22 protein-coding genes and 1 pseudogene are annotated in these 22,308 nt (G+C 68.5%); 7 read left to right on the top strand and 16 right to left on the bottom strand.

The genetic code is table 11. The annotated features are described in order from the left end of the window. Positions 1-4 precede the first annotated feature (4 nt). From OXQ95_RS08535 to lnt, 8 genes are all read right to left on the bottom strand, one after another. Complete coding sequence (locus OXQ95_RS08535) at positions 5-2,389, bottom strand: TonB-dependent receptor (RefSeq protein ID WP_267381182.1); 2,385 nt, start codon at positions 2,387-2,389, stop codon at positions 5-7. After that, positions 2,364-3,326: a FecR domain-containing protein gene (locus OXQ95_RS08530; protein ID WP_267381181.1), complete on the bottom strand. Its 963-nt coding sequence runs from the start codon at positions 3,324-3,326 to the stop codon at positions 2,364-2,366. The genes OXQ95_RS08535 and OXQ95_RS08530 overlap by 26 nt, the downstream gene beginning before the upstream one ends. Positions 3,327-3,328: 2 nt before the next feature. Beyond that, complete coding sequence (locus tag OXQ95_RS08525) at positions 3,329-3,874, bottom strand: RNA polymerase sigma factor (protein ID WP_267381249.1); 546 nt, start codon at positions 3,872-3,874, stop codon at positions 3,329-3,331. Positions 3,875-3,899: 25 nt separating this feature from the next. Next, positions 3,900-4,703: a ChbG/HpnK family deacetylase gene (locus tag OXQ95_RS08520; RefSeq protein WP_267381180.1), complete on the bottom strand. Its 804-nt coding sequence runs from the start codon at positions 4,701-4,703 to the stop codon at positions 3,900-3,902. Between the two features lie 22 nt (positions 4,704-4,725). Further along, on the bottom strand, positions 4,726-5,613 hold the full coding sequence (locus OXQ95_RS08515; protein ID WP_267381179.1) for a glycosyltransferase family A protein: 888 nt from the start codon (positions 5,611-5,613) through the stop codon (positions 4,726-4,728). A 227-nt stretch (positions 5,614-5,840) separates the two neighbouring features. Further along, positions 5,841-6,869 (bottom strand): hypothetical protein, encoded by a 1,029-nt coding sequence (locus tag OXQ95_RS08510; RefSeq protein WP_267381178.1) that lies wholly within the window; start codon positions 6,867-6,869, stop codon positions 5,841-5,843. A gap of 52 nt (positions 6,870-6,921) precedes the next feature. Then, complete coding sequence (gene metK / locus OXQ95_RS08505; RefSeq protein ID WP_267381177.1) at positions 6,922-8,142, bottom strand: methionine adenosyltransferase; 1,221 nt, start codon at positions 8,140-8,142, stop codon at positions 6,922-6,924. A 59-nt stretch (positions 8,143-8,201) separates the two neighbouring features. After that, positions 8,202-9,749, bottom strand: coding sequence for an apolipoprotein N-acyltransferase (lnt, locus tag OXQ95_RS08500; protein WP_267381176.1), 1,548 nt, complete (start codon positions 9,747-9,749; stop codon positions 8,202-8,204). Between the two features lie 140 nt (positions 9,750-9,889). Here lnt and OXQ95_RS08495 point away from each other — a divergent pair. Then, positions 9,890-10,333, top strand: a pseudogene (locus OXQ95_RS08495) (VOC family protein). Then, a complete protein-coding gene (locus OXQ95_RS08490; RefSeq protein WP_267381175.1) occupies positions 10,330-10,632 on the top strand; it encodes a polyhydroxyalkanoic acid system family protein in 303 nt (100 codons plus the stop codon). Before OXQ95_RS08495 ends, OXQ95_RS08490 begins: the two are co-directional and overlap by 4 nt. A gap of 9 nt (positions 10,633-10,641) precedes the next feature. Here the strand turns inward: OXQ95_RS08490 and OXQ95_RS08485 are convergent, their stop codons facing one another. The 4 genes from OXQ95_RS08485 to OXQ95_RS08470 form a co-directional block, all read right to left on the bottom strand. Beyond that, positions 10,642-11,964, bottom strand: a complete 1,323-nt coding sequence (locus OXQ95_RS08485; RefSeq protein ID WP_242097212.1) for a sorbosone dehydrogenase family protein — start codon at positions 11,962-11,964, stop codon at positions 10,642-10,644. A gap of 218 nt (positions 11,965-12,182) precedes the next feature. Then, positions 12,183-13,520, bottom strand: coding sequence for a glycosyltransferase (locus OXQ95_RS18800; RefSeq protein WP_267381174.1), 1,338 nt, complete (start codon positions 13,518-13,520; stop codon positions 12,183-12,185). Continuing rightward, positions 13,517-14,539 (bottom strand): glycosyltransferase family 1 protein, encoded by a 1,023-nt coding sequence (locus OXQ95_RS08475; protein WP_242097214.1) that lies wholly within the window; start codon positions 14,537-14,539, stop codon positions 13,517-13,519. The genes OXQ95_RS18800 and OXQ95_RS08475 overlap by 4 nt, the downstream gene beginning before the upstream one ends. Positions 14,540-14,552: 13 nt before the next feature. After that, the gene (locus OXQ95_RS08470) at positions 14,553-15,371 is read right to left on the bottom strand and encodes a UDP-2,3-diacylglucosamine diphosphatase (RefSeq protein WP_242097215.1); all 819 of its coding nucleotides are present in this window, start codon (positions 15,369-15,371) and stop codon (positions 14,553-14,555) included. A gap of 155 nt (positions 15,372-15,526) precedes the next feature. On the opposite strand from OXQ95_RS08470, the gene OXQ95_RS08465 reads away from it, so the two are divergent. Beyond that, positions 15,527-16,312 carry an enoyl-CoA hydratase/isomerase family protein gene (locus tag OXQ95_RS08465; protein ID WP_267381173.1) on the top strand — a complete coding sequence of 262 codons (786 nt, stop codon included), beginning with the start codon at positions 15,527-15,529 and terminating at the stop codon, positions 16,310-16,312. 121 nt (positions 16,313-16,433) lie between these two features. Here the strand turns inward: OXQ95_RS08465 and OXQ95_RS08460 are convergent, their stop codons facing one another. From OXQ95_RS08460 to OXQ95_RS08450, 3 genes are all read right to left on the bottom strand, one after another. After that, entirely contained in the window at positions 16,434-16,907 is a 474-nt protein-coding gene (locus OXQ95_RS08460; RefSeq protein ID WP_267381172.1) for a hypothetical protein, read from the bottom strand. 747 nt (positions 16,908-17,654) lie between these two features. Further along, positions 17,655-17,885, bottom strand: a complete 231-nt coding sequence (locus OXQ95_RS08455; RefSeq protein ID WP_267381171.1) for a helix-turn-helix transcriptional regulator — start codon at positions 17,883-17,885, stop codon at positions 17,655-17,657. Then, positions 17,885-18,451, bottom strand: a complete 567-nt coding sequence (locus OXQ95_RS08450) for a hypothetical protein (protein ID WP_267381170.1) — start codon at positions 18,449-18,451, stop codon at positions 17,885-17,887. Before OXQ95_RS08450 ends, OXQ95_RS08455 begins: the two co-directional genes overlap by 1 nt. Positions 18,452-18,509: 58 nt before the next feature. Here OXQ95_RS08450 and OXQ95_RS08445 point away from each other — a divergent pair, with 58 nt between their 5' ends. The 3 genes from OXQ95_RS08445 to OXQ95_RS08435 are packed head-to-tail and all read left to right on the top strand — an operon-like array spanning position 18,510 to position 20,199. Further along, a complete protein-coding gene (locus OXQ95_RS08445; protein ID WP_267381169.1) occupies positions 18,510-19,238 on the top strand; it encodes an acyloxyacyl hydrolase in 729 nt (242 codons plus the stop codon). A gap of 5 nt (positions 19,239-19,243) precedes the next feature. After that, positions 19,244-19,573 (top strand): hypothetical protein, encoded by a 330-nt coding sequence (locus OXQ95_RS08440; RefSeq protein ID WP_267381248.1) that lies wholly within the window; start codon positions 19,244-19,246, stop codon positions 19,571-19,573. 59 nt (positions 19,574-19,632) lie between these two features. Continuing rightward, complete coding sequence (locus tag OXQ95_RS08435; RefSeq protein WP_267381168.1) at positions 19,633-20,199, top strand: recombinase family protein; 567 nt, start codon at positions 19,633-19,635, stop codon at positions 20,197-20,199. 40 nt (positions 20,200-20,239) lie between these two features. On the opposite strand, the gene OXQ95_RS08430 is transcribed toward OXQ95_RS08435, so the two are convergent. After that, entirely contained in the window at positions 20,240-21,235 is a 996-nt protein-coding gene (locus OXQ95_RS08430) for a dienelactone hydrolase (protein WP_267381167.1), read from the bottom strand. 193 nt (positions 21,236-21,428) lie between these two features. Here OXQ95_RS08430 and OXQ95_RS08425 point away from each other — a divergent pair, with 193 nt between their 5' ends. Next, the gene (locus OXQ95_RS08425) at positions 21,429-22,193 is read left to right on the top strand and encodes a LytTR family DNA-binding domain-containing protein (protein ID WP_267381166.1); all 765 of its coding nucleotides are present in this window, start codon (positions 21,429-21,431) and stop codon (positions 22,191-22,193) included. Positions 22,194-22,308: the final 115 nt, after the last annotated feature.

The following is a 22,308-nucleotide window of genomic DNA, read 5'->3' as shown; positions in this document are numbered from 1 at the left end:
GCGGTCACCAGGCGAAGGAGCCGCCGAGCCGGGCGTTGAACGGACGCAGTGGCGTCGATTGATCGCGCGCCGCCAGCGCAAAGGGGTTGCCAAGCGCGAAACGGTTGGCGCGCCTGTCGGTCAGGTTGTCGGCGATCAGCGTCAGCGCCACGCGCTTGTGCGCCCATCCGGCGCGGGCGCCCAGCACGGCGTAGCGGCCCTGGCTGATGTCGAGCAGATCGCCCGTGCCCAGCACCGAGCGCCCGATATAGACCGCCGATCCGCCGATGTTCAGCATGCTCACGGCGCCGATCCGCCAGCGATAGGCGAGGTCCGCCTTTGCCGCGAACGGGGGCGTTTCGGGAAGGCGCCGGTGCGCCGGGGTCGCCAGGTCGGCGAGTGGCCCCGTCACGCGGTTATAGGTGTAGAGCACCGCGGCCGTCGCGCTGAGGCCGGCGAACGGGATCCAGTCGGCGGTCGCCTCGATCGCCTGGATGCGCGCGTTGCCGATGTTCGCGGTGTAGGGCAGGCCGCGACGGTTGACGAGATCGGCCTGGATGTCCTGCCAGCGCGCGATCGAATAGGCGGCCGACAGCGCAAGCCCGGTCGGCCCGGTGCGGATCTTGCGCAGGCCCGCCTCGGCGACACGGATCGAATCGGACTGGAAATCGGCCACCCGGCCCACGCCGCGCGCGACGGCGAGGCCGCCCGTGCGGTAACCCGACTGCGCCCGGCCGAACAGCGCGAGCCCCGGCGCGAGCTTCCATGACAGCGCCGCGGTCGGATCGATCCGGCGGGTCGAGCGGCCCTCGACGAAATCGGGAATGCGCGGGCGAAACGAGGGCTCGCCATCGGTGCGCGCCAGCGTGAAACGCGCGCCCACCGTCAAAGCCAGATTGCGCGTCGCCGCGGCGGTCGCTTCGGCGAAGACCGACGCGCTGCGCGTCACGTTGGTGACACCGATGATGTCGGGCGGGTTGTTGACCGGGCCCAGCGCACGCGACTGGGCATCGCGGTCGCGCAGCAGCGTGAAGCCGACCACCCAGCTGTTGCCGCTCGGCAGCGAACGCGACAGCCGCGCCTCGGTCGCGATCAGCAGCTTGGCTTCGTCGGTGGTGTAGATCGTCGGTTGCAACCGCCCGAAGATGGGCGGCGGCGTGGCGTCGAACGCGTCGACCGCGTGATAGCCCGCCACGCTCGTCGCCGAGAGCAGTTGCAGCCCGCTCGACCAATCCTTGGTGACCACCACGCTGCCAAGCACGACCGTGTTGGCGAAGGGCTGGGCGAACGTGCTGCGCCGCGTGAGGCCGCCGTCCGCGCCGTCGGCATATTGGGCGTCATCGGCGGAAATGCGCTGGTAGACGCCGCCCAGATCGACGCGCCAGCCATCCCCCGGCTCGGCGCGAAGCGCGGCACGGCCGCCGCTGGTGTCCACGCCGTCGATGTTGCGAAGCCCACGGTGGGGATCGTCGATGAAGCCGCCGTCGCTATCGTGATAGCCGACCACCCGCAGCCCCAACCGGTCGTCGACGATCGGCAGGTTCAGCACCGCGCTGGCGTCATAGCCGGGCTCGCCCTGCGTCGTGGCGGACACCCCCGCCGACACCGCGCCGTGGATCCCCGTGAGATCGACCGGATTGGGCGTGAGGCGGACGATGCCGCCGATCGATCCCGATCCGTAGAGCGTGCCCTGCGGACCCTCCATCACCTCGACGTCCTGCATGTCGTAGAGCTTCAGGCTGGGATCGGCGCCCGAATAGCCGAGCTGGACATCGCCCAGATAGATCGTCGCAGTCGACTGCGCGCTGCCGTTGAAGCTGCTGTCGGCGATGCCGCGGATGAAGATCTTGTTGCGGCCCGGGCCCAGTTCGGTCGTCTGGAGCACGGGGGTGGCGTGCGCGATCTGCGTCAGGTCGGGCGAGCCGGTCACCGCGGGCCATTGGTCGGCGGTCAGGATCGCCAGGCTGCCGGGATAGCGCAGCAGCGGCACGCGCTGTTTGCTGGCGGTGACGACGACGTCGCCGCCCGGCATCGCCGCCATGGGCGAGAAGGGGCGTGGTGGCGCGGGCGGCGGCGCGGCCCTGGCCGGCACCGCTAGGCGCACGACGCGGAAGCTGCGCGCGTCCACGGTCACGGCGCGGTAGCCCGTGTCCTTCAGCAGGCGCGCGAGCGCGGCGGCGGGCGAGAGCGTGCCGCTCAGCGCGCGGGTGCGGGTGGCGCGGAGCGCGGGTTCGGTGCTGATGATGTCCGCACCCGTCTGACGGGCGAGAAGCGGCAGGGCGGTGTCGAGCGTGGTGGCGGGAAGCGCGATCCGGGCGATTTGTGCCAGAGCCGGTGCCCCGTTGGTCAGCGCCGCGAAAGCCACGATCGCGGCGCACAAGCCCTTATGGCGCGAGGACCCACTGCTCACCGTTACGCCGCGCCTTTGCCCCGATCAGCGTCGCCAGATGCGGAATATCGCGATCCACCGAACCACTCAGCGCGACCATGCCGGTAAACTGGCGCTCGGGCAAGCCGTGCTCCAGCACCACCTTCGTCCCGTAACGGCGCTCCACGGCGGCGAACACGGCGGACACCGTCTCGTCGACAAAGGCGATCTGTCCCTGCTGCCAGCCGCCCACCGTCTCCGGCGCGACGGTCGCCAGCGCGACGCTGTGCCGATCCTCGCGCGCGGTGAGCGCATGGCCGCGCTTCAGGACGATGGCGTCGCCGTCCGGCTGGAACATCACCGATCCCTCGGCGACCTGCACGTCGAGCCGATCGCCGGTGCGCGTCACGTCGAACACCGTGCCCATGTCGCGCACGCTCAGATCGCCGGACACGAGCGTGAACGCCTTGCCCTCGTCATGATGCACGCGGAACATCGCCTGGCCGCGATCGAGCACGGCGACGCGCTGGTCGGCATGATCGAGCCGCAGGCGGGTGCCACCGTTCATCGCGATCTCGGTGCCGTCGTCCAGCCGCACGGTGCGGTGCTCGCCGGGCGCGGTGGTCAGCACATAGGGCTGCGCGCCGCGCGGCAGCGCGAGCGGCATCAGCAGCAGCGCCAGGCTCGCGGCGATCGCCGTGCCGGCAATGCCCCAGCCGATCCGGCGCCGCGGCAGCGCGGCCAACCGGGAGTGGCGCGCCTGCGACCGCATGGGAAGAACCGGGATGCCCGCTGCCGGCGCGGAGGGGCGGGCGTCGGCGATCAGGCGGTCGGCCAGCGCCACCCGGTCCATCGCGACCGCATGCGCCGGGCTCGCCTCGAGCCACAGGACGAACGCCTCCCACCCGGCCGCGTCGAGCGTCGGCTGGCGAAGCTGCCACAGGGTGGCCTGGTCGATGATGTCGTCGCTGGTCTGCACCTTCAGGCCCCCTTTCCTGAACCTAGACGATGCCGTTTCGCCGTTCCCGCATCGAAATCTTCCGATGCTTCAATTATATGACGGTAGGCGCGCTGCAGCAGCTTCTCTACGCCGCTGAGGCTGATCCCGATCGTCTCGGCGATTTCGCGTTGCGGCCGTTCCTCCACGCGGAACATGTGCAGCGCGGTGCGCATCCGATCGGGCATCGCCGCCATCGCGCTTTCGACCGCGGCCAGCCGGTCGCGCGCGATCAGCGTCCGCTCGGCATCGGGCAGTTCCTCGGCGAGCGGTTGCACGTCCACCCAGGCGGTGTCGCGCGCCACGCCGCGCTGCCCGGCGATGCGGCGATCGGTCGCGAGGTTCGCCGCCACGCGATAAAGAAAGGCGGCGGGCTGGTCGATCGGCCGGTCGGCGAGCTGCTCGACGCGCAGCCACATGTCCTGCAGCGCGTCCTCGGCATCGTCGCGATTGCCGAGCCGCGCGGCCAGCAGCCGCAGCAGCATCGGCCGGTTCTCGAGGAAGACCGCCCGCAGCCCGCCATCGCTCATCGCCATGCCGCCAACGCAGCGCCTATCACGTCGGGTAGGAAAGGCCGCATGCCGCCGCCATGTCGGAGATGGGCAGCGCCCGCAATGCCGCGGCCTCGATCGGGCGCGCGGCGGCGATGGCATCGTGATCGCGCGCGCCGTCGCCGGGATGGCACATCACCAGATGCCGCTCGCCCGGATGCCGCAGGAACGCGGGAAAGACCGCGGCACAGTCGCCGGCGAATCCGTAATGGCCGGCGAACCCGGCATTGCACGCCAGGCCGTGCGCGGCGGCGGCGCGGCGCAGGCCCGATGCGTGGTACGCGCTGGCCAGCGCCTTGCCGCGAAACGGTCGGCCGGCGATCGCCAGCGGCCGGTCGGTGCAGGTCCGCACCCAGGCCGATGGCGCGCGCGCGGCGGTCTCGGCCAGCACGATGGCGCGGATGCCGGGCAGCACATGGGCATGCTGGTGCGCGTCGACGAACGCCGGGGGGCGTCCCATTGCCTGCGCGAACCGGTCGAACTGCGCGGCGACCGCACGGCGAACCGCCTCCAACGGCAGCGCGCGCCGCCTTGCCGCGGCCGCCAGCACGCCGATCGGCGGCAGCCGCCCGTCCGGCGCGAGTTCGGGCATGGGGATCGCGGGCGCCTCGAGCGTGAGCGTGAGGTGAAGGCCGATCTCGACATGATCCGGCACGTCGCGCAGCATCGCCGCATCGCCGGGCCAGTCGGCCAGCGCCGTCATGCAGCCGGTGGCGTTCAGCTTGCCGGCCTGCGCCAGCGCCACGATCGTCCGGCTGGTGCCGTGCGAAAAGGCGAAATCGTCCGCACAGAGGATGAGGCGCGGCAATCGGTTATCCTTCGTATCGGCCTTACCCGGCGTGCGCCGGCGTCGCGAACGGGCCGGGCTGCGCCGGTGCCTGGAACGGCCGTTCGCGGATACGATCGCTCGTGAGCTGGCGTGCGCGCAGCCGCTTGGCGAGAAAACGATAGAAGAACCAGTCACCCGCGATCGCCGCGGTCGTCGCATAGACCAGCCGTTCGGCCAGCGTCCAGCGGATCGAATCGCGGTTGCGTTCGCGCGGCGAGGGCGCGCACCACAGCCGCTCCGAATAGGCCATCGTCCCGTGCTTCAGCACGCGGTGGATAATCTCGTGATCCTCGAGCACATAGCTCCAGCGATCCGCGCAGAAGCCGCCGCCGGCGCGCAGCGCATCGGTGCGGAACGCCTGGCCGGCGCCCCCGGTATGGCACTGGCCGCGCAGCATGCGCGCGGTCGCGCAGATCTTGCGGCCGGCCTTGAGGCGGGTCTCCGCATCCGCATCGCGCGCGGCGAAGAACGCGCCGGCGACCGCGCAGCCCGGCTGGCGCAGCAGCGCCTCGGCCTCGGCCAGATAGTCGGCGGGATACCAGGTGTCCGCGTCGCAGGTCGCGACGAAGGCGGTGCGGACCCAACGCAGCCCCGTGGCGAGCGCGGCCACCTTGCCGGGGCGCCGCTCGGTGAGGAGCATGTAATCCAGCCCCAGCCGGCGGCAGGCTTCATGCGCGACGTCCGCGCTGCCGTCGGACGATCCGTTGTCGATCAGGATGAGCCGGGCGTGGCGCGTCTGTGCGGCGAGGCTGGCGATCGTGCCGCCGAGCAGTTCCCGTTCGTTGAAGAAGGGAACCAACACGCTCCACGCGGCGTTGGGTTGCGACGGCGAGCTATAAGCGGCCGCGGCGCCGGCGGGCAGGGTATAGCCGTCCAGATCGAGCAACATGCGTACGACATCCATTTGCGTTCGGCGATGGACGCGTCGCTATTCGGATCCGGCCCTTACGCTGCGTTGCCCCCCGGCAAACGGTGCGCAGACCGAAACCCGCCCCCGCAGCGCGCCCCGTCGCTGATACGACGATGCCGATACCGGCGACCCGCAGCGGCACGGTAAAATAATCGCTAAAACATCCGGTCTCTCCGCAACGCGCTTCGATGCGGCGCACCGGCGCGCTATTTGGCAGGCAGCGTGATCGCGGTCTGGCCGTCCTTGTGCGTCGCGACGCCGCTGCTCCTGCCCGCCAGCAGCGCGATCGCCTGTTCCGGGCTGGGCAATCCGTCGAAAGCGGGAAAGGCCCGCACCGAATCGTCCACGTCGGTGAACGACACCGAATAGCGGTTGCCCTTGCCGAGCTGCGTGTCGAGCGTCGGCGTCACCGCCATCACGCGACCCGCGTCGCCGAACGCGATCTCGTACCCCGCGCCGTCGCCGCGATAGATTCCGTAGCGCGCACCGCTCGCGGCATCGCGGCACCAGTGGACGGGGCGGCCCACCGCGCGGGCCTTGTCGTTCTTGAGCGCCGCGCCGAGCAGCAGCGGCATCAACGCGTCGCCCGCATCGGTCGCGGCGGGCTTGGCCGGGCCGAAGTGCAGCGCGTCCGCGCAGGACCCGATCGGCACCGCGGCCGCCGCCTCCGCCACGCCCTGCGGCCAGCGCATCGCGGTGATCGCGCGGCTCATCGCGGCATCGGTCGCCGCCGCGTCGAGCGTGGTCGAACTCGCCCGCACCGCGACCAGCCACTCGCCGAGCGGCATCACCGCCAGCGCGGTGCCGCGGATCGCGCGGGCGGTAGGGGTATAGGCCTGGCGCAACCCCGAGGCGGTGGTGGCGCGCGGCGGCGCGAAGGGCATGGGCGCGATGCCGCTGGCGGTGACGCCGCCATAGACGTCGCGCGACAGGATGACGCTCTGCGCGCGATCGAACCACATCGCCACGTCGTCGATCGCGGGATGGAAGAGGAAGATCGTGACGTTCGTCGCTTTGTCCGCGCTACGGAAATCGGCATAGACATCGCGTTCGGCGGTGCCGTTGTCGGCCAGCTTGTCGCGCGCCATTCCGTCGAGGGTCGCGGGCAGGATCAGCCCGGTATCGGCATGCTGCCAGCCCTTGTCGACCGGCACCGGCAGATCGCGCGCGGCAAAGGCGGCCGTCGATGCCGCGATCAGCAGCGCGGCGCTCGCGATCAGGGTGTGGATACGCATGAAACGCCTCTCCGGTGGGTATCCGGAGAGGCTAGTTCGGTTCACGCCTCGGTCAAGCTGCGACGGCGGCCTTCAGCGCATCGACCAGATCGGTCTTTTCCCAGGTGAAGTGATCGCCCTCGGCATCGCGGCCGAAATGGCCATAGGCGGCCGTCTTCTTGTAGATCGGGGCGTTCAGCTTCAGATGCTCGCGAATGCCCTTGGGCGTCAGGCGGACGAGCTTGGGCAGCACCTCTTCCAGCGTCGCCTCGGGCACGGTGCCGGTGCCGTGCGTGTCGACATAGACCGACAGCGGCTCGGCGATGCCGATCGCGTAGCTCAGCTGGATCGTGACCCGCTTGGCGAGGCCCGCGGCGACGACGTTCTTCGCCAGATAGCGTGCGACATAGGCGGCCGATCGATCCACCTTGGTCGGATCCTTGCCGCTGAACGCGCCGCCGCCATGCGGCGCGGCACCGCCATAGGTGTCGACGATGATCTTGCGGCCGGTGACGCCGGCGTCGCCGTCCGGCCCGCCGATCTCGAACGCGCCGGTCGGGTTGATGTAGATCGCGGTTTCGTCGGTGACGAACCCGTCCGGCAGCGACGCCTTCATCACACCCGTCACATAATCGCGCAGCTCGGCATAAAGCGCGGGATTGGCATCCTCGCCCTTTTCGCAATAGCCCTTCTTGTGCTGCGTCGAGACGACCAGCGCGGTGGCGCGCACCGGCTTTTCGTCCTCATAGGCGAGCGTCACCTGGCTCTTGGCGTCGGGCTCCAGGAACGGCGCCGCGCCCGAATGGCGGTCGGCCGCCATCGTCTCGAGGATCTTGTGGCTGTAATAGAGCGTGGCAGGCATCAGCCCCGGCGTCTCGTCGGTGGCATAGCCGAACATGATGCCCTGGTCGCCCGCGCCCTCGTCCTTGTTGCCACTCTCGTCCACGCCCATCGCGATCTCGGCGGACTGGCCGTGGAGATTGTTCTCGAAACGGAACTCGTTCCAGTGGAACCCGGCCTGTTCATAGCCGATCTCGCGCACGGTATTGCGCACCGCGGCCTCGATCTCGTCGAGCACGCCCGGCGCCCACTCGCCATTCTCGTAGATGCCCTTGCCGCGGATCTCGCCGGCCAGCACGACGAGCTGCGTGGTCGTCAGCGTCTCGCAGGCGATGCGCGCCTGGCTGTCCTTGGCGAGGAACAGATCGACGACCGTGTCGCTGATCTGGTCGGCGACCTTGTCGGGATGGCCCTCGGAAACCGATTCGGAGGTGAAGAGAAAGGATTTGCGCATGCGGACCTCTTAGCCGTGCTCGCGGACGAGCGTCATATAAGGAAAGCTTTATATGACCCCTAGCGGCGCTGTCGCCGGGTGGCAACGGCCAAGCCGATCATCAGCGCCGCCACGATTGCTGCCATCGCGTTGCCGACGCGCGCGAAGAGCGTGGGGGCGAGCGCGGGCGGGATGGGGGCTTCGAGCGCACCCGCGGTCTCGTGCGGCACGGTCGCGAGCAGCCGCCCGTCGGCGGCGATCAGCGCGGAGATGCCGGTGGGCGTCGCGCGCACGATCGGAAGCCCCTCCTCGATCGCGCGCATCCGCGCCTGCGCCAGATGCTGCGGCGGTCCCCAGGTGCCGAACCAGGCGTCGTTGGAAGGGTTGAACAACAACCGCGGGCGGTGCGCCTCGTCGATCACTTCGCCCGAGAAGATGATCTCGTAACAGATCTGCACGCCGATCGCGCCGAAGCCCGGCACCGCAATGGCGGCGGGGCCGGGGCCGGGGGTGAAGTCCATGTCGCCCGGCACCAGCCGTGCAAGGCCCAGCCGGCGCAGCAGCCAGGGCATCGGCAGATATTCGCCATAGGGCACCAGATGCGCCTTGTCGTAACGCTGGCCGAGCCGCCCGGCGGCGTCGATCGCGAACACCGAATTGCCCGCCGACGTCAGCCGTTCGCGCGCATCGAAGACGAGCGAGTCGCCTCCCGTCATCAGCACGTCGCGGGGCCCGAGCAAAGCGGCGATCCGCTGCCGCGTGCGCTCGGGCGTGGTGCCGCCATAAGCGATGGGCGGATAGCCGTCCTCGACATAGTCGCGCAGCACGCCCTCGGGCCAGACCACCAGCCGCGGCGCGGCGCCGGGCGTGCCCGACAGCAGGGCGAGTGCTGCGAACACGCGGGCGCCGTCGTCGTCGCTGCGGTCCTGCTGGCCGATATTGGGCTGCACGGCCCGGACGCGGACGCCGTGCGGATCCGCGGCGGGCGCGTTCGTCCAAAGCGCCGACAGCGCGGCGAACGCCACGGTGCCGCCGGCGATCACGGGCAGCCGCCAGCGCCGCTGCGCCGCCATCAGCAGCGCACCCGCCGCCACCATCGTCAGCCCGGAGAGCGCATAGGTGCCGACCAAGGCCGACAGCCGCGCGACGCCGATCAGCGGCAGCCAGACGACCCCGAGCGGATCCCAGGCATAGCCAGTGAACAGATGCCCGCGTAGCCATTCGGTGGCGATCCACGCCGCGCCGAAGACCAGCACATAGGCCGTATCGGGCCGGCCCCGCCGCAACCGCCACGCGACGCCCGCCGCCGCCATGGGGTAGACCGCCAGATACAAAGCGAGCCCGACCGCGGCGAAATAGCCGAGCACCGGCGGCATCGCGTCCTGGAAATCGAACGCGTGCTGGATCCAATTGTCGTTGATCGTGAAATGGCCGAGCCCGAACAGCCACCCGCGCCACAGCGCGCCGCGAATGCTGCGCGCGTCATGGACCAGCGCCATCCACCCCGCGATGCAGGCCAGCGTCAGCGGCCAAAGGCCGAGCGGCGCGAAGCCGCAAGCGGCCAACGCGCCGAGCAGGAGGCAGGCCAGGGCGGGGAAGCGTTTCCCGGCGGAAAGGAGGAAGGGCAAGATGGCGTCCTGTATCGTCACGCCGGACCCGTTCCGGCATCCACGGTTCCGCACGAGCCGCACCGCTTTCCCTTGCCGCCCGGCGCCGCGCACGACAAGTCTGGGGTGACGGGGCGCGGCGGGGCGGCTAGACCTGCGGCATGACGCTGCGCCCGTTCCATCTCGCCTTTCCCGTCCACGATCTCGCCGAAGCGCGCGCCTTTTACGGGGATACGCTCGGATGCGCCTAGGGGCGGTCGAGCGACCGGTGGATCGATTTCGATTTCTTCGGTCACCAGATCGTGGCGCATCTGTCCCCCGCCGCGGGCCCGGCTGCGGCGACCAATCCGGTCGACGGGCATGACGTGCCGGTGCCGCATTTCGGCGTGGTGCTGACGATGCCCGCCTGGGAGGCACTCGCCGCGCGCGTCGAACGCGCGGGCATCGCCTTTGGCATCGCGCCGCACATCCGCTTCAAGGGTCAGGCGGGCGAGCAGGCGACGATGTTCTTTCGCGATCCCAGCGGCAACGCGCTCGAGTTCAAGGCGTTTGCCGACGATGCGATGCTGTTCGCGACCGACGAGCCGGGGGAGACGACGCTATGAGCGCACCGATCGAGATGGATATCCCGCACGATCTGGGAAAGAGCGGCGTCCGCGCGCGGCTGGACGGCGGGATCGGCAAGCTCGGCCAGTTGATCCCCGGCGGCGCGACCGTCACGCATCGCTGGGACGGCGACACGATGCACTTCGCGGTGCGCGCGATGGGCCAGGAGATCGCGAGCACCGCGACCGTGTTCGACGACAAGGTGCATGCGGTGGTGAACCTGCCGGGCTTCCTCCGGCTGTTCGCCGCGCAGGTCCAGGCCGCGATCCAGAAGGAAGCGCCCAAGCTGCTGAAGTGACGGGCGCGCCTATTTCGCGCTGACCCGCCACACCGCGTTGCCCACATCGTCCGCCACCAGCAGCGCACCGGTGCGATCGGTGATGACGCCCACCGGCCGCCCCTGCGCCTCGCCCTTGGCATTCAGGAAGCCTGTCAGCACGTCGACCGGCTTCGCGCCGTTCGCCGGAAAGCCGTTCGCGCCGAAGGGCACATACACCAGCTTGTAGCCCGAGACCGGCTTACGGTTCCACGAGCCATGTTCGCCGATGAAGGCGCCGTCGGCGAAGCGCGCGCCCAATTTGGCGTCGGTCGAGAAGGCGAGGCCCAAGGCGGCGACGTGCGGCCCGAGCGCATAATCCGGGCGCTTCGAATATTCCTGGAGCGCGGGATTGTCGGGCTGGACGCGGCTGTCGGGATAGCCGCCCCAATAATACCAGGGCCAGCCGAAATGGTCGCCGAACTCGACCTGCGTCAGATAATCCGGCGCGAGATCCGATCCCAGCATGTCGCGTTCGTTGACCACGGTCCAGAGCTGGCCCTCGCGGTTGATCGCCATGCCGGTCGGATTGCGCAGCCCAGCCGCATAGATGCGGAACCGGCCGTCCTTCGGCCACACCTGCAGGATGTTCGCCCGGTTCGTCTCGGCGTCGATGCCGTCATCGGCGATGTTGGTGGAGGATCCCACGCTGACGAACAGCGTCTGCCCGTCGGGCGCGGGGATGACGTTGCGCGCCCAATGATTGCCGCCGCCCGGCAGCTTCACCACCAGCTGCGGTTTCGCGGTGATCTGCGTGGCGCCGTCGGTGTACGGCACGCGGAGAAGCGCGTCGGTGTCGGCGATGTAGAGCTGGCCCTGGAACAGCGTCATGCCGAACGGCGAATTGAGCCCGGTCATGAAGACATGGCGTTCCTCGGCCACGCCGTCGCCATTCGCGTCGCGCAGCAGCACGATGCGGTTGGGCGACGCGCCGCCGGCGCCGGCCTTGCCGAGCAGGTGCGTCATCACCCAGCCCTGGATGCCGCCGTCCTTGCGCGGCGGCGAATTGCTCTCCGCCACCAGCACGTCGCCGTTCGGCAGACGATAGAGCCAGCGCGGATGATCGAGCCCGGTGGCGAAGGGCTGCACCGCGAGCCCCGCGGCGGGCACCGGCATCGCGCCGTTCCGCCAGCCCACCGCATCGGCGACCGCCATCGTGGGGATCGTCTGGATGCGCGGTTCGGAAATCGTCGGGCGCTTGCCCTCCACCGCCGTAATGGGCAGCCGCGCGGTGTCGGGCCAGGCGAGATAGGCCACCACCGCGACGATCACGACGAGGATCAGTCCCAGGACGATGAGGATGTGTTTGCGCATGGCCGGAAGTTAGGCGGCCGGGCGGTGGAGCGCAATCGCTCCATCGGGCGGCGGCGGGGTTGCGACGCGCCGGCTGGCGCGGGACGACAGGGGTTGATCCCGGCTCGCGGTCGAGCCTTCGCATACGGAACAGGCCCTTCGACAAGCTCGGGGCGAACGGAGCGAGGCGAAGCCGTCAAACGCTCGCGGGGTGTCTCGGTAGCGGGGTCTGGGGAACCTCAGGCCGCGAGCCGCAACCGGGCATGGCGCAGCGCGACCGCGGCGATGGCGTCCGCGGCGATGTGCGGGCCGTCCGCCGCGCCGCTGGCGGTCGCGAGCGTCGCGGCGCGCGCGGCGATGCCGGGGCTCGACAGCAGCCGGCCGAGCATCGCGGTGCCGGCGGCGGCGTCGAAGCGGCGGAGTGGCCGCGCCTCGGCGACGCCCAGCCTGCGCAGGTGATCGGCATTGTCGAACTGGTCGCCGAAAAACGCGCACACCATCTGCGGCAGCGCGGCGCGCAGCGCTTGGCCCGTGGTGCCGATCCCGCCATGATGGACCGCGGCGGCCGCGCGCGGGAAGAGCAGTGCGTGCGGCGCCTGCCCGATCACCAGCACGTCGGGGCCGCCGAGCGCGGCATGGCGCTCGACCGCATGATCGCCCACCAGCAGCACTGCGCGGCGGCCGAGATTGCGCGCGATCGTGGCGGCATGCGCGAAGAATTCGCCGGGCGCGTGCACGACGAAGCTGCCGAGCGTGAAGACGATCGGCGGCGCACCCTCGTCCAGAAAGCGCGACAGCGCCGCCATCGCCGGCACCGCGCGATCGGTGCGGCCATTGTAGAAGGAGAAGCCAGCGCTTAGCGCCTGGGGCGGCGCGTCGGCGGGCAACGGGGCGAAGGCGGCCGGATACATCGCGATCAGCCGTTCGCTCCGCCGCGGCCCCTCGCGCAGTTCGTCGCGCATCCGCGGCAGACCGGCCCCGGCGCGAAGCCGGTTGGCCATGTCGAGGCTCGATCGCTCGCGCAGGCTCGCCAGCGCATAGAGCGCCCGCACGCTGCCGGCGCCGCCATGCCGCCCGACCGCGCGCAGCCAGGGCCGCGCACCGAGGCAGGGCGGATCGGTGACCGACAGGAATCCCATCGGCTGGAGCACCAAAGTGACGAGCGGCAGCCCCGCCGCCTCCGCCGCGACCCGCGCGATGGTCGAAAGCGCGCCGCCCACGACGAGCGCCGCGCCCGCCATCGCGGCCTGCAGGTCCGCGAAACCCTCGGTGGCGTGCGGCGCCACGAAGCGGAAGCTCGCGCGCAGATCGCGCGCCACCGCGCGGGCCAGCATGGCATGATCGTGGCCGTCGGCCTCGAGCTCGGCGCGGCCGGGGCGCACCGCGTGGAAGGCGATACCCTCGGCCTCCGCCACGCCACGATATTCCTCCATCGTCGCCAGCAGCGGATCGAACCCCAGCGCGCGCAACTGGATGGCGACATCGAGAAAGGGATAGATGTCGCCCAGCGTGCCCGTCGGGGCGAGCACGATCCGCGGGGCGCGCGTCCGGCCGATCGGGCGCCCTGACCCGCTCACGCAGCGAGGCGTCGCGCCGGCAGGGGGCTCAGCGCGGCGAGGAACTGTTCGGCACTGTCGCGCCAGCCGAAGGTGGCGGCATGCGCGGTGCAGTCCGCGGACGACAGGCGCAGCGCAGCGGCGATCGCGTTCGCCAACCGATCGTCCATCGCGCCGCTCGCGGGCGTCAGCACGTCGCAGGGCCCCGCGACCGGGAAGGCGGCGACGGGCACGCCGCAGGCCAGCGCCTCGATCATCACCAGCCCGAACGTGTCGGTCCGGCTCGGGAACACGAACACGTCCGCCGCGCGATAGGCGGCGGCGAGCGCCTCGCCGTGGCGCGGGCCGGCGAAATGCACGTCGGGGAACCGCGCCGCCAGCCCGGCCTGGGCCGGCCCCGCGCCGATCACCACCTTGCTGCCGCCGGTCGGCGCGGCGAGGAACGCCTCGAGATTTTTCTCGACCGCGATCCGCCCGACATAGAGCTGGATCGGCCGCGGCAGCGCGGCGAGCGCGGCATCCACCGTCCCGGCGGGGGAAAAGAGCGACAGGTCCACGCCGCGGCCCCAGGCGCGCACCTGAGTCAGCCCGTTCGCGGCGAGCTGCGCGCGCAGGCTGGGGGTGGAGGCGAGGATCGCCTGCGCCGGCGCGTGGAACCAGCGGATATAGCGCCACACCCAGCGCGGATCGATGCCCGTGCGCGCGCCGACATAATCCGGAAAATGCGTGTGGTAGGCGGTGGTGAAGGGCAGGCCCTGCGCCAGGCACCAGCGCCGCGCGGCGATGCACAGCGGCCCTTCGGTGGCCAGATGGATCGCATCGGGCGCGAAGGCGGCGAGCCGCCGGCCGATCGCTCCCGAACTCGCCAGCGCCAGCCGGATCTCGGGATAGGTGGGGCAGGGCAGCGAATGGAACGCATCGGGTGCGATCACGCGCACCACATGGCCCATCGCCTCCAGCTCGCTGCGCACCGCCTGAAGCGTGCGGACGACGCCGTTGACCTGCGGCGACCAGGCGTCGGTGACGATCGCGATCCGCATACCCGGCCGCATCTCAGGCGGCCAGCCCGATCGACCGCGGCCGTGCGTTGCGCCGGGCGATCTCGTCGGCCCAGTGGAGCAGCTCCATCTGCCCGTCGTGATGCTCGACCAGCGCGGTGCAGCTCTCGACCCAGTCGCCGTCGTTATAATAGGCGATGTCGCCGATGGTGCGCGTCTCGGCGGTATGGATGTGCCCGCACACCACGCCGTCGACGCCGCGCGACCCGGCCGCGCGCGCCACCACCTCTTCGAAGCGCGAGACGAAGGCCACCGCGTTCTTCACCTTGGCCTTGGCATGCTTGGACAGCGACCAATAGGGCATGCCGAGCCGCCGCCGCACCGAATTGACCACATGGCTGACGGCGAGCAGCGCGGTATAGGCGGTGTCGCCCATATGCGCGAGCCAGGGCTGCGCCAGCGTGATCGCATCGAATTCGTCGCCGTGCAGCACCAGCAGCCGCCGCCCGTCCGCGGTTTCGTGCATCGCGCGGCGGCGGATCGCGATCCCGCCGAAGTTCATGCCGACGAACTGGCGGAACATCTCGTCATGGTTGCCGGGGATGTAGACGACGCGCGTGCCGCGCTTGACCCGCTTCATCAGCCGCGAAACCACGTCGTTGTGGAGCGCGGGCCAATAGAGCCGCTTCTTCAGCCGCCACCCGTCGATGATGTCGCCGACGAGGTAGAGCGTGTCGCTGTCCACCCGGTCGAGAAAGTCGATCAGCATCGCGGCGTTGCAGCCCCGGGTGCCCAGATGCACGTCGCTGATCCAGATCGTCCGATAGCGGCGGCGCTCCGCCCCCGTTCCGCCGGTCTTTACCGCCTGAAGCATCGTCGTTCCCTCCGTCGCCCGAGTCGCTGTTAGCGGCGGATCGTGACGCGCGTGTCTCGCTTTGGTGACGGTCTTGCGACGCCTCGGCGTTCGCGGACGGGCTTTCACCCGGTCGCCCGAGCCGGTATCCGATGGGCGAGACAGGAGAATGGTGCATGGACGACGCGAACGGGACCGGCGTGTGGAGCGAGCGCGACGGCCATGTCCTGGTGGTGCGCTTCGCCCGTCCGCCGTACAATTTCGCCGATCTGGCGATGCTGGAGGCGATCGCCGCGCGCTTCGCCGAGGCGGACGCCGATCCCGCGGTGCGCGCGATCCTGCTCTGCTCGGGGGGCCGCGTGTTCTGCGCGGGCGCCGATCTGGTCAACGCCAATCCGGTGGCGAACGAACGCGCGCCGGGCGTGCGCAATCCCTTCTACGTGGCGGCCGCCCGCTTGTTCGCGGTGGAGACCCCGGTGGTGGCCGCGATCCAGGGCGCGGCGGTGGGCGCGGGGCTCGGCCTCGCGCTCGTCGCCGATTTCCGCGTCGGCGGGCCGCAGGCGAAATTCTGCGCGAACTTCGTGGCGCTGGGTTTCCATCCGGGCTTCGGCATCTCGGCGGTGCTGGAGCGCGTGATCGGGCGGCAGCGCGCGCTGCTGATGAACCTCACCGCGCGCCGGATCCGCGCACCCGAAGCGCATGACTGGGGCCTGATCGACCAGATGGCGAGCGACGACGGGCTGCACGCGACCGCGCTGGCGCTGGCGCACGAGATCGCCGCCGGCGCGCCCCTGGCGGTCGCCTCCACCCGCCGCACGATGCGCGGCGACCTGGCCGCCCTGGTGGCAGCGCAGACCGACCACGAACTCGCCGAACAGGCCTGGCTGCAGAAGACCGCCGATTTCGCCGAGGGGGTGAAGGCGGTGGCGGAGCGCCGGCCGGGGCGGTTCGTGGGGGCTTGAGGGGGTGGTGGACTAAGGACGGCGGCTCTCGGGAGAACCGATGGCGATAGCCGCCATTGCAGCGGTGCTGCCGCCTTTCCCGAAAACGATGGTCAAATGAGAAGAGAGTCGCTTGGTGACTCTATTGTCTCGGCGGCGATGCCGACCAGCAGCTAGAAAGGCTGTTGAGTGAGTTATCTATCCACAGCGAAAGCGACGTGCCTTCATTAGAGCTGATCGTAAAACTGCCCTGAACATCGGTCGATGGAGCATTCAGTTCGTAATAGCTCCCATCAAGAACAATATCTTGTGATACACCGGGAACGCCATACGGTGCCGGCTTTGGCATGACAATTGTGGTCATATTTTTTACAAGGATCGAGACTACCGGACATGCCGTGCTGCCTGTCCATCGCACAGCTGGCTTGCCGCCATTTCTTTGGCGCGTTATCTTCAGAATGTATTTAAAGTCACCATTCGCATTGCTCTTACCCGAGCCAATTTCAACAACCTCCTTAACACGATCAATGGTGCGAGAGCGGCTAAAATGCGCCCATGGCGGCCCCTGAACAAAGCCAGCCGCGAGAACAATTAAAAGTGGCAGCACAGTCTTCACTCCTCCTTGCCCGACACCGCAGCTTTTACATCTAACCGCAAAATACGAGGGCTGGGAGCACCAAATGTTCCCGAAAACGATTGTTGAGCGGGAAAGTCGACACGTTCTGACCTGCTGTCCAGAAATCATGCCACGCCGTTACAGCGAACCGAAAGTACGGAGTGGCTGTCAGTTGAGTACAGGACAGTCACTTGGAGGCACCGTCCGTCCGCTATGAATGGCATCCTTGCGAAATCGTTGAACCACAAGTGCCTGCCGGCGGCGGCCTGCCCGTCTATAATATGACGGCGGCGCTCTGGCGTGCAGTCAAGAATTCGACCGTCCTTACCGCGGCCTGCCGAGCACGGGAAGTTGGGCGGGTAGAGTCTGTTTACGAGAAGATAATTACCTTGGACGACGCCATCGCTACCATCGGTTCGCCAAGCGTAATTCCTACCATAGCTGGACAACGGCGAAGCGTCCGGCGGCAAAACGACGGTTGTGTCTATTTCGGTCATGATCTCCTCAGGGGTCGGACGACCTGCGTCGGAAATGAATGCCCCAAGGGCGGCTAGAGCCAGGAACATCGTCGCTTCATCCGGTAATTTCCCGACCCTGAGTCGCTATGCCCCTGCATTGTTACTTGCCTGCGACCTTGAAATCCACCGATCCAGGAAGCAACCGTTCTTGGAAACGAACGGCCAGCGAGACAGCCGGAGATTTCCCAAAACAGGTCGCATACCGGGAACTGGCGAGTAGGTCGTACCCTCAGTCTTCCACCGACAGATCGTCGTCGGATGGGATATAGCCGAGGATATCGCCCGGCATACAGTCCAGATAACGGCAGATCGCGGCGATGGTGGTAAATCGCACTCCCTTCACCTTGCCAGATTTCAGCAGCGACAGATTGGACTCGGTGATCCCGATCGCTTTGGCCAGCTCATTGGAGCGGACCTTGCGCTGTGCCAGCACGACGTCGAGATTGACGATCACCGGCATCAGATAAAGCTGGCAACGTCGCGCTCGGCCCGGCTGCCAGCGTCCAGCGCCCAGACGACGGCCAAGACGGCGAGCGCCAGCAACAGGTTGATCGTCACCGTCCGCAGCTCGATGCCGAAATACCACGTCGGGCCTGCCGGTGTACCTGGATAGAGGATCATGTTCTCCAAGCTGTCGCTGACGGGAGCGGCGATGACCAGCAGTAGGGCCATGAGGGCTGCACGACGTAACCACGGCAGCGCGCGACCCAGGTCGTCGCCCCGCCGCCCGGCAAGCGTGCCGAGTGCCGCTCCTACAAAGACCATCAGAAGGGCGAATGGCAGCACGCCGATCAAGTTCGCCCCCGCCAGACCGATCCGCGCGAGCGGCCGGGAAACGTGAGCCGAGAACTTCGCTCGCGCGTCTGATGAGCGCTGAAGCATGCCACGCTGATCCTCCGGGGCGAGGCCGATCAGGTCGCTGTGGTCGGCGCAGCCGCTTGACGAACAATGAAACGAGAAGCCGGGCTGGATGCCGATGGCGACGGGTCCTGCGAGGCTTGCCAGCCCGACAAGCAGGAACAGCATGCCGGCAACTCGGGCGAGCCCGGCACGGCGGGGTGAAAGCAGATAGCCGCGAGACACAATGACCTTTCTGTTTGACGAAAACTATTTGCCTTTTTACATCACTCGAACGCTTGCAGAAAAGCGAAAAACGGGGTGTCGAATGAGTTGGTCGAAGAGCGCCCTTGGCGCAACGGTGCTGCTTGCCTCGGCTCCGGGGAGCGCGCAGACTGAGCAGGTTCAGGAGCGCGCTGCCAGTCCGGAGATCGGGTTCGGCATTTTCGCGCATGGCGTTCGTCGCCCATGGACCGCAGCTCTTCCGCCCGGTGTCATCTACGAGGGCGAGGAAGAGCGTGGAACAGCCGACGTGCAGTTCGTCTATCGCTCGGCCCCGTTGACCAAGGCGCTGAAACCAAGGCTGACCGCACGCCTGCAAATCAACACCGACGGTCGAACCGACTTTGCGAGCGTCGGAGCGGAATGGCGGCAGCACGTCTTCTCGAACCGGCTCTATGGCCAGATCGGCATCGGGCTCACGATCCAGGACGGCTACCGTTATACGCCCGATCCGTTCGCGTCAGGAATATCGGTCGCGGAAGCCGAACGGCGATACGACATCTACCGCAATCGAACCGCGTTCGGTTCCCGAGTGCTGTTCAATCCGAACTTGTCGATCGGCGTCAGGGTAAACCGTCGCTGGGCTGTGGAGGCGGCGTTCGAGCATTTCAGCCATCGACGCCTGTTTTCCGAGCAGAACCCTGGGATCGACACGGTCGGCCTTCGGCTGATCCGGACGTTGGGGCACAGGTGACCGCCATGATCGCTCACCTTGTCGCCGCCTTGCTTGCAATCTCTTTCCAGACCGCGCCCGAAGTGCCGTCCGATGACGTCGTCGTGATCGGGGAGCGACTGCGTCACCTCAGGCTTGTCACGAAGACCGATCGCAAGACCGGGGTCGTACGCTGCGTCTTCAAGCGGAGCAGCGGCGATCCTGCCTTCGACGCGCGGATGTGCGAGGCGACCCGCATCTGCGGTGCTACCGCTCGAACCGCGCAGGCCATGCAAGCCTGTCTGACGCCATACGTGAACGGCTATGGCGAGGAGTTAAAGCGTAGGCGGGAAGCCGCGGCAGCAGTGGGGAAATGACCTCGCAATTGATGTCGACGGCGAGCGCGATGGGGGCAACCTTATCGGGATGAACGAATGTGTTGATCGGTTACGCCCGCGTGTCGACCACCGACCAGGATCTGACCTTGCAGATCGAGGCGCTGACGAAAGCCGGCTGCGAGAGGCTGTTCACCGACAAGGCGAGCGGGGCAAAAGCCGATCGGCCGGGCTTGGCGGAAGCCCTGCAATTTGCGCGTGCGGGAGACACGCTTGTAATCTGGAAGCTCGACCGGCTAGGTCGTTCGATTCGGGGCCTGATTGAACTGGCAGCTGGCCTATCGGCGCGAAAGGTAGACTTTCGGTCCCTGACCGACGGCTTTGATACCGCCACGCCCTCCGGCCGGCTTCTGTTCCATATCCTCGCCTCGGTTGCCGAGATGGAGCGAGAGTTGGTGAAGGAGCGCACGATAGCTGGTTTGGCAGCAGCTCGAGCAAGGGGCGGCACCGGTGGAGGCCGCAAACCAGCGATGACGGCCGATAAGATCGACACCGCGCGCAAGTTGCTCGCAGCAGGGGACAAGCCGGCCAAGATCGCCAAATTGCTCCGAGTCGGCCTGTCGACGTTCTATCGCCATTGCCCAGCAGGCGAGCCGCCAGACGGCTGAGCTGGCTCACTGCCGTTGTCGCAATCCACGCCGATTGGGATCAGGAACCGGGAACGGAATTGCCTTCTCGAAACCCACGAGCGAGTGTTTTCGTAAAGAACCGCACCACTTCCTCATCGAAGCGCTGGTGGAAGGTGATCCGGTCGAAGCCTGGCGCGCCTCGGCAAATCTGCGGCATGGAGGCTGGGTCGGCGCACGGCGCCAGGAAGTCGAAATGGCCGGCAGCCGGAACGGCGTGGAACTCGGGCTGCCGTGGCAGCGCCGCTCGTACTGCGTCCGCATAGAACGGTGCCGGGAGGATATGATCGTCGTCGGCCCGCCAGAGCTGAACCGGCACCGTGACCTTGGTGAGGCCCGCTTGATCGAAAGTGAACCCGAGCGCGGGGGCCGCCACGACGATCGCCTTGATGCGGGGATCGCGAAGTCTGGGCCAAGGTGCCGCTGCCTCTCGCGGCTGTGTCTTCAGCAGCGTGCAGTCGAAGAAGGCCGGGTGCTGCCGACAATGGTCGGCAAGCGAGGCGAGGTCGGGTCGCCCGCCAGCAGCGGCGAGGACGGTGAAACCAACGGCCGAGAAGCCGAAGGCACCGATCCGATCGGGGTCGATCGCTGCGCGCCCGGGCCATGACTGCAACATGTACGAGATGGTGGCGCTGAGCGCGACCGGGCGGCCTTCGATGCGGGTCGCCCGGCTGTCGTCCCGCCAGTTGTCGCCAGGGTGGGTCAGCGCCGCAACGACAAACCCAGCGCGAGCCAACGCGACCGCTGTATCGACATGCCCGGCGAAGTCGCCTCCGGTGCCGTGCGAGATGACGATCAGCGGGTGCGGTCCGTCCGGCACGTGCGCGCCGGGCACCACGTCCTGCCCGTAGAGGCCGAGCCGCTGGTGGACCGGGGTGCCGGACGCGGGATACCAGACGCCCACCTCAGTTCCGTCCGCCGTCACCTCATGCTGGAAACCCGCTTGGGGGGTTTGCGCTCGGGCCGCTGGTGAAGCGATCGCGAGCGATAGGGCGGCAAGGGCAAGGCGCAGGGACATGACGGACTCCGTGGTGACGCGGAGTCTGATGATCGAAATGACGCATCTACCGAAAGCCGGCCATTCGCGAACGGGCGAACGGGTTCGCGGATCGGCAAACGGGTTTCGTCCGGCATCGCGCCCGCGGTAGAAGGGGAGGGTGATTCGCCCCGTTCTCCCTGTCTCCGCCACCCGTTGGACGACACCGCCTCCGATGCGCTGGATCGCCCTGACCGTCCTGGCGGGCATGCTGCTGGCGATCCTGGGGCCGTTCGGCAGCTACATGAACGGCGGCCCCTTGCGGCTGCTGGCCTACTGGACCGGCGCCATGCTGCTCGGCCTGGCGCTCTACGGCTCGGCATACCGGTTGGTCAGCATGAAACTAGCACGCGGCTCGCGCCGATGGTGGCTGGCGCTGGCCGGAGCGACGCTGCTTGCCAGCGTTCCCGAGGCGCTGGCGACGCGAACGGCGGCGTTCCGCCTATGGCCCGAATTGGCGAAGCTGCACTTGTCGCTACCGCTATGGTTCGCGCAGACGACGACAATCGGGCTGGTCGCGATGGGCTGCGTCGGCCTCGTCATGCGCCGCTCGGCAACGATGCCGGACGACATGCCTGCACCGCCCGCTTCGGTCGAGCCGGCGGTGACGCCGCTGGGCGGCGACGTGCTGGCGCTGCAAATGGAGGATCACTACGTCCGCGTGCATCGTCCCGCCGGCACCGAGCTGGTCCTGATGCCCTTGGGCCGCGCGATCGAGGCCATGCAGGCGGAAGGATTACGGACGCATCGATCGTGGTGGGTCGCGGGCCATGCCGTAGCGGCCGTCGAAGGCAACGCCCGCTCCATGCGCCTGCGGCTATCGAACGGTGTCGTCGCGCCTGTGGCCCGTTCTGCCGTCATCTACCTAAAAGCTGCCGGATGGTTCGTCGACACCGAAGGCGATGCCGCCCCACGCGCTGGCCAGCCATCCTTCCCGTAACGGAACGGCAGGCGAGACGGCCGCGGCGTTCCCACAACGATCGAATATCGGGAAATGCTAAATCGCAACCCACAACGCTTGTAGCGTCTGATACGATGGTGTTTTGAACAGGAAG

Source organism: Sphingomonas sp. GC_Shp_6 (genome assembly GCF_026540835.1).
In the GTDB taxonomy this organism is placed as follows: domain Bacteria; phylum Pseudomonadota; class Alphaproteobacteria; order Sphingomonadales; family Sphingomonadaceae; genus Sphingomonas.
This window is presented reverse-complemented; position numbering and strand designations above follow the sequence as displayed.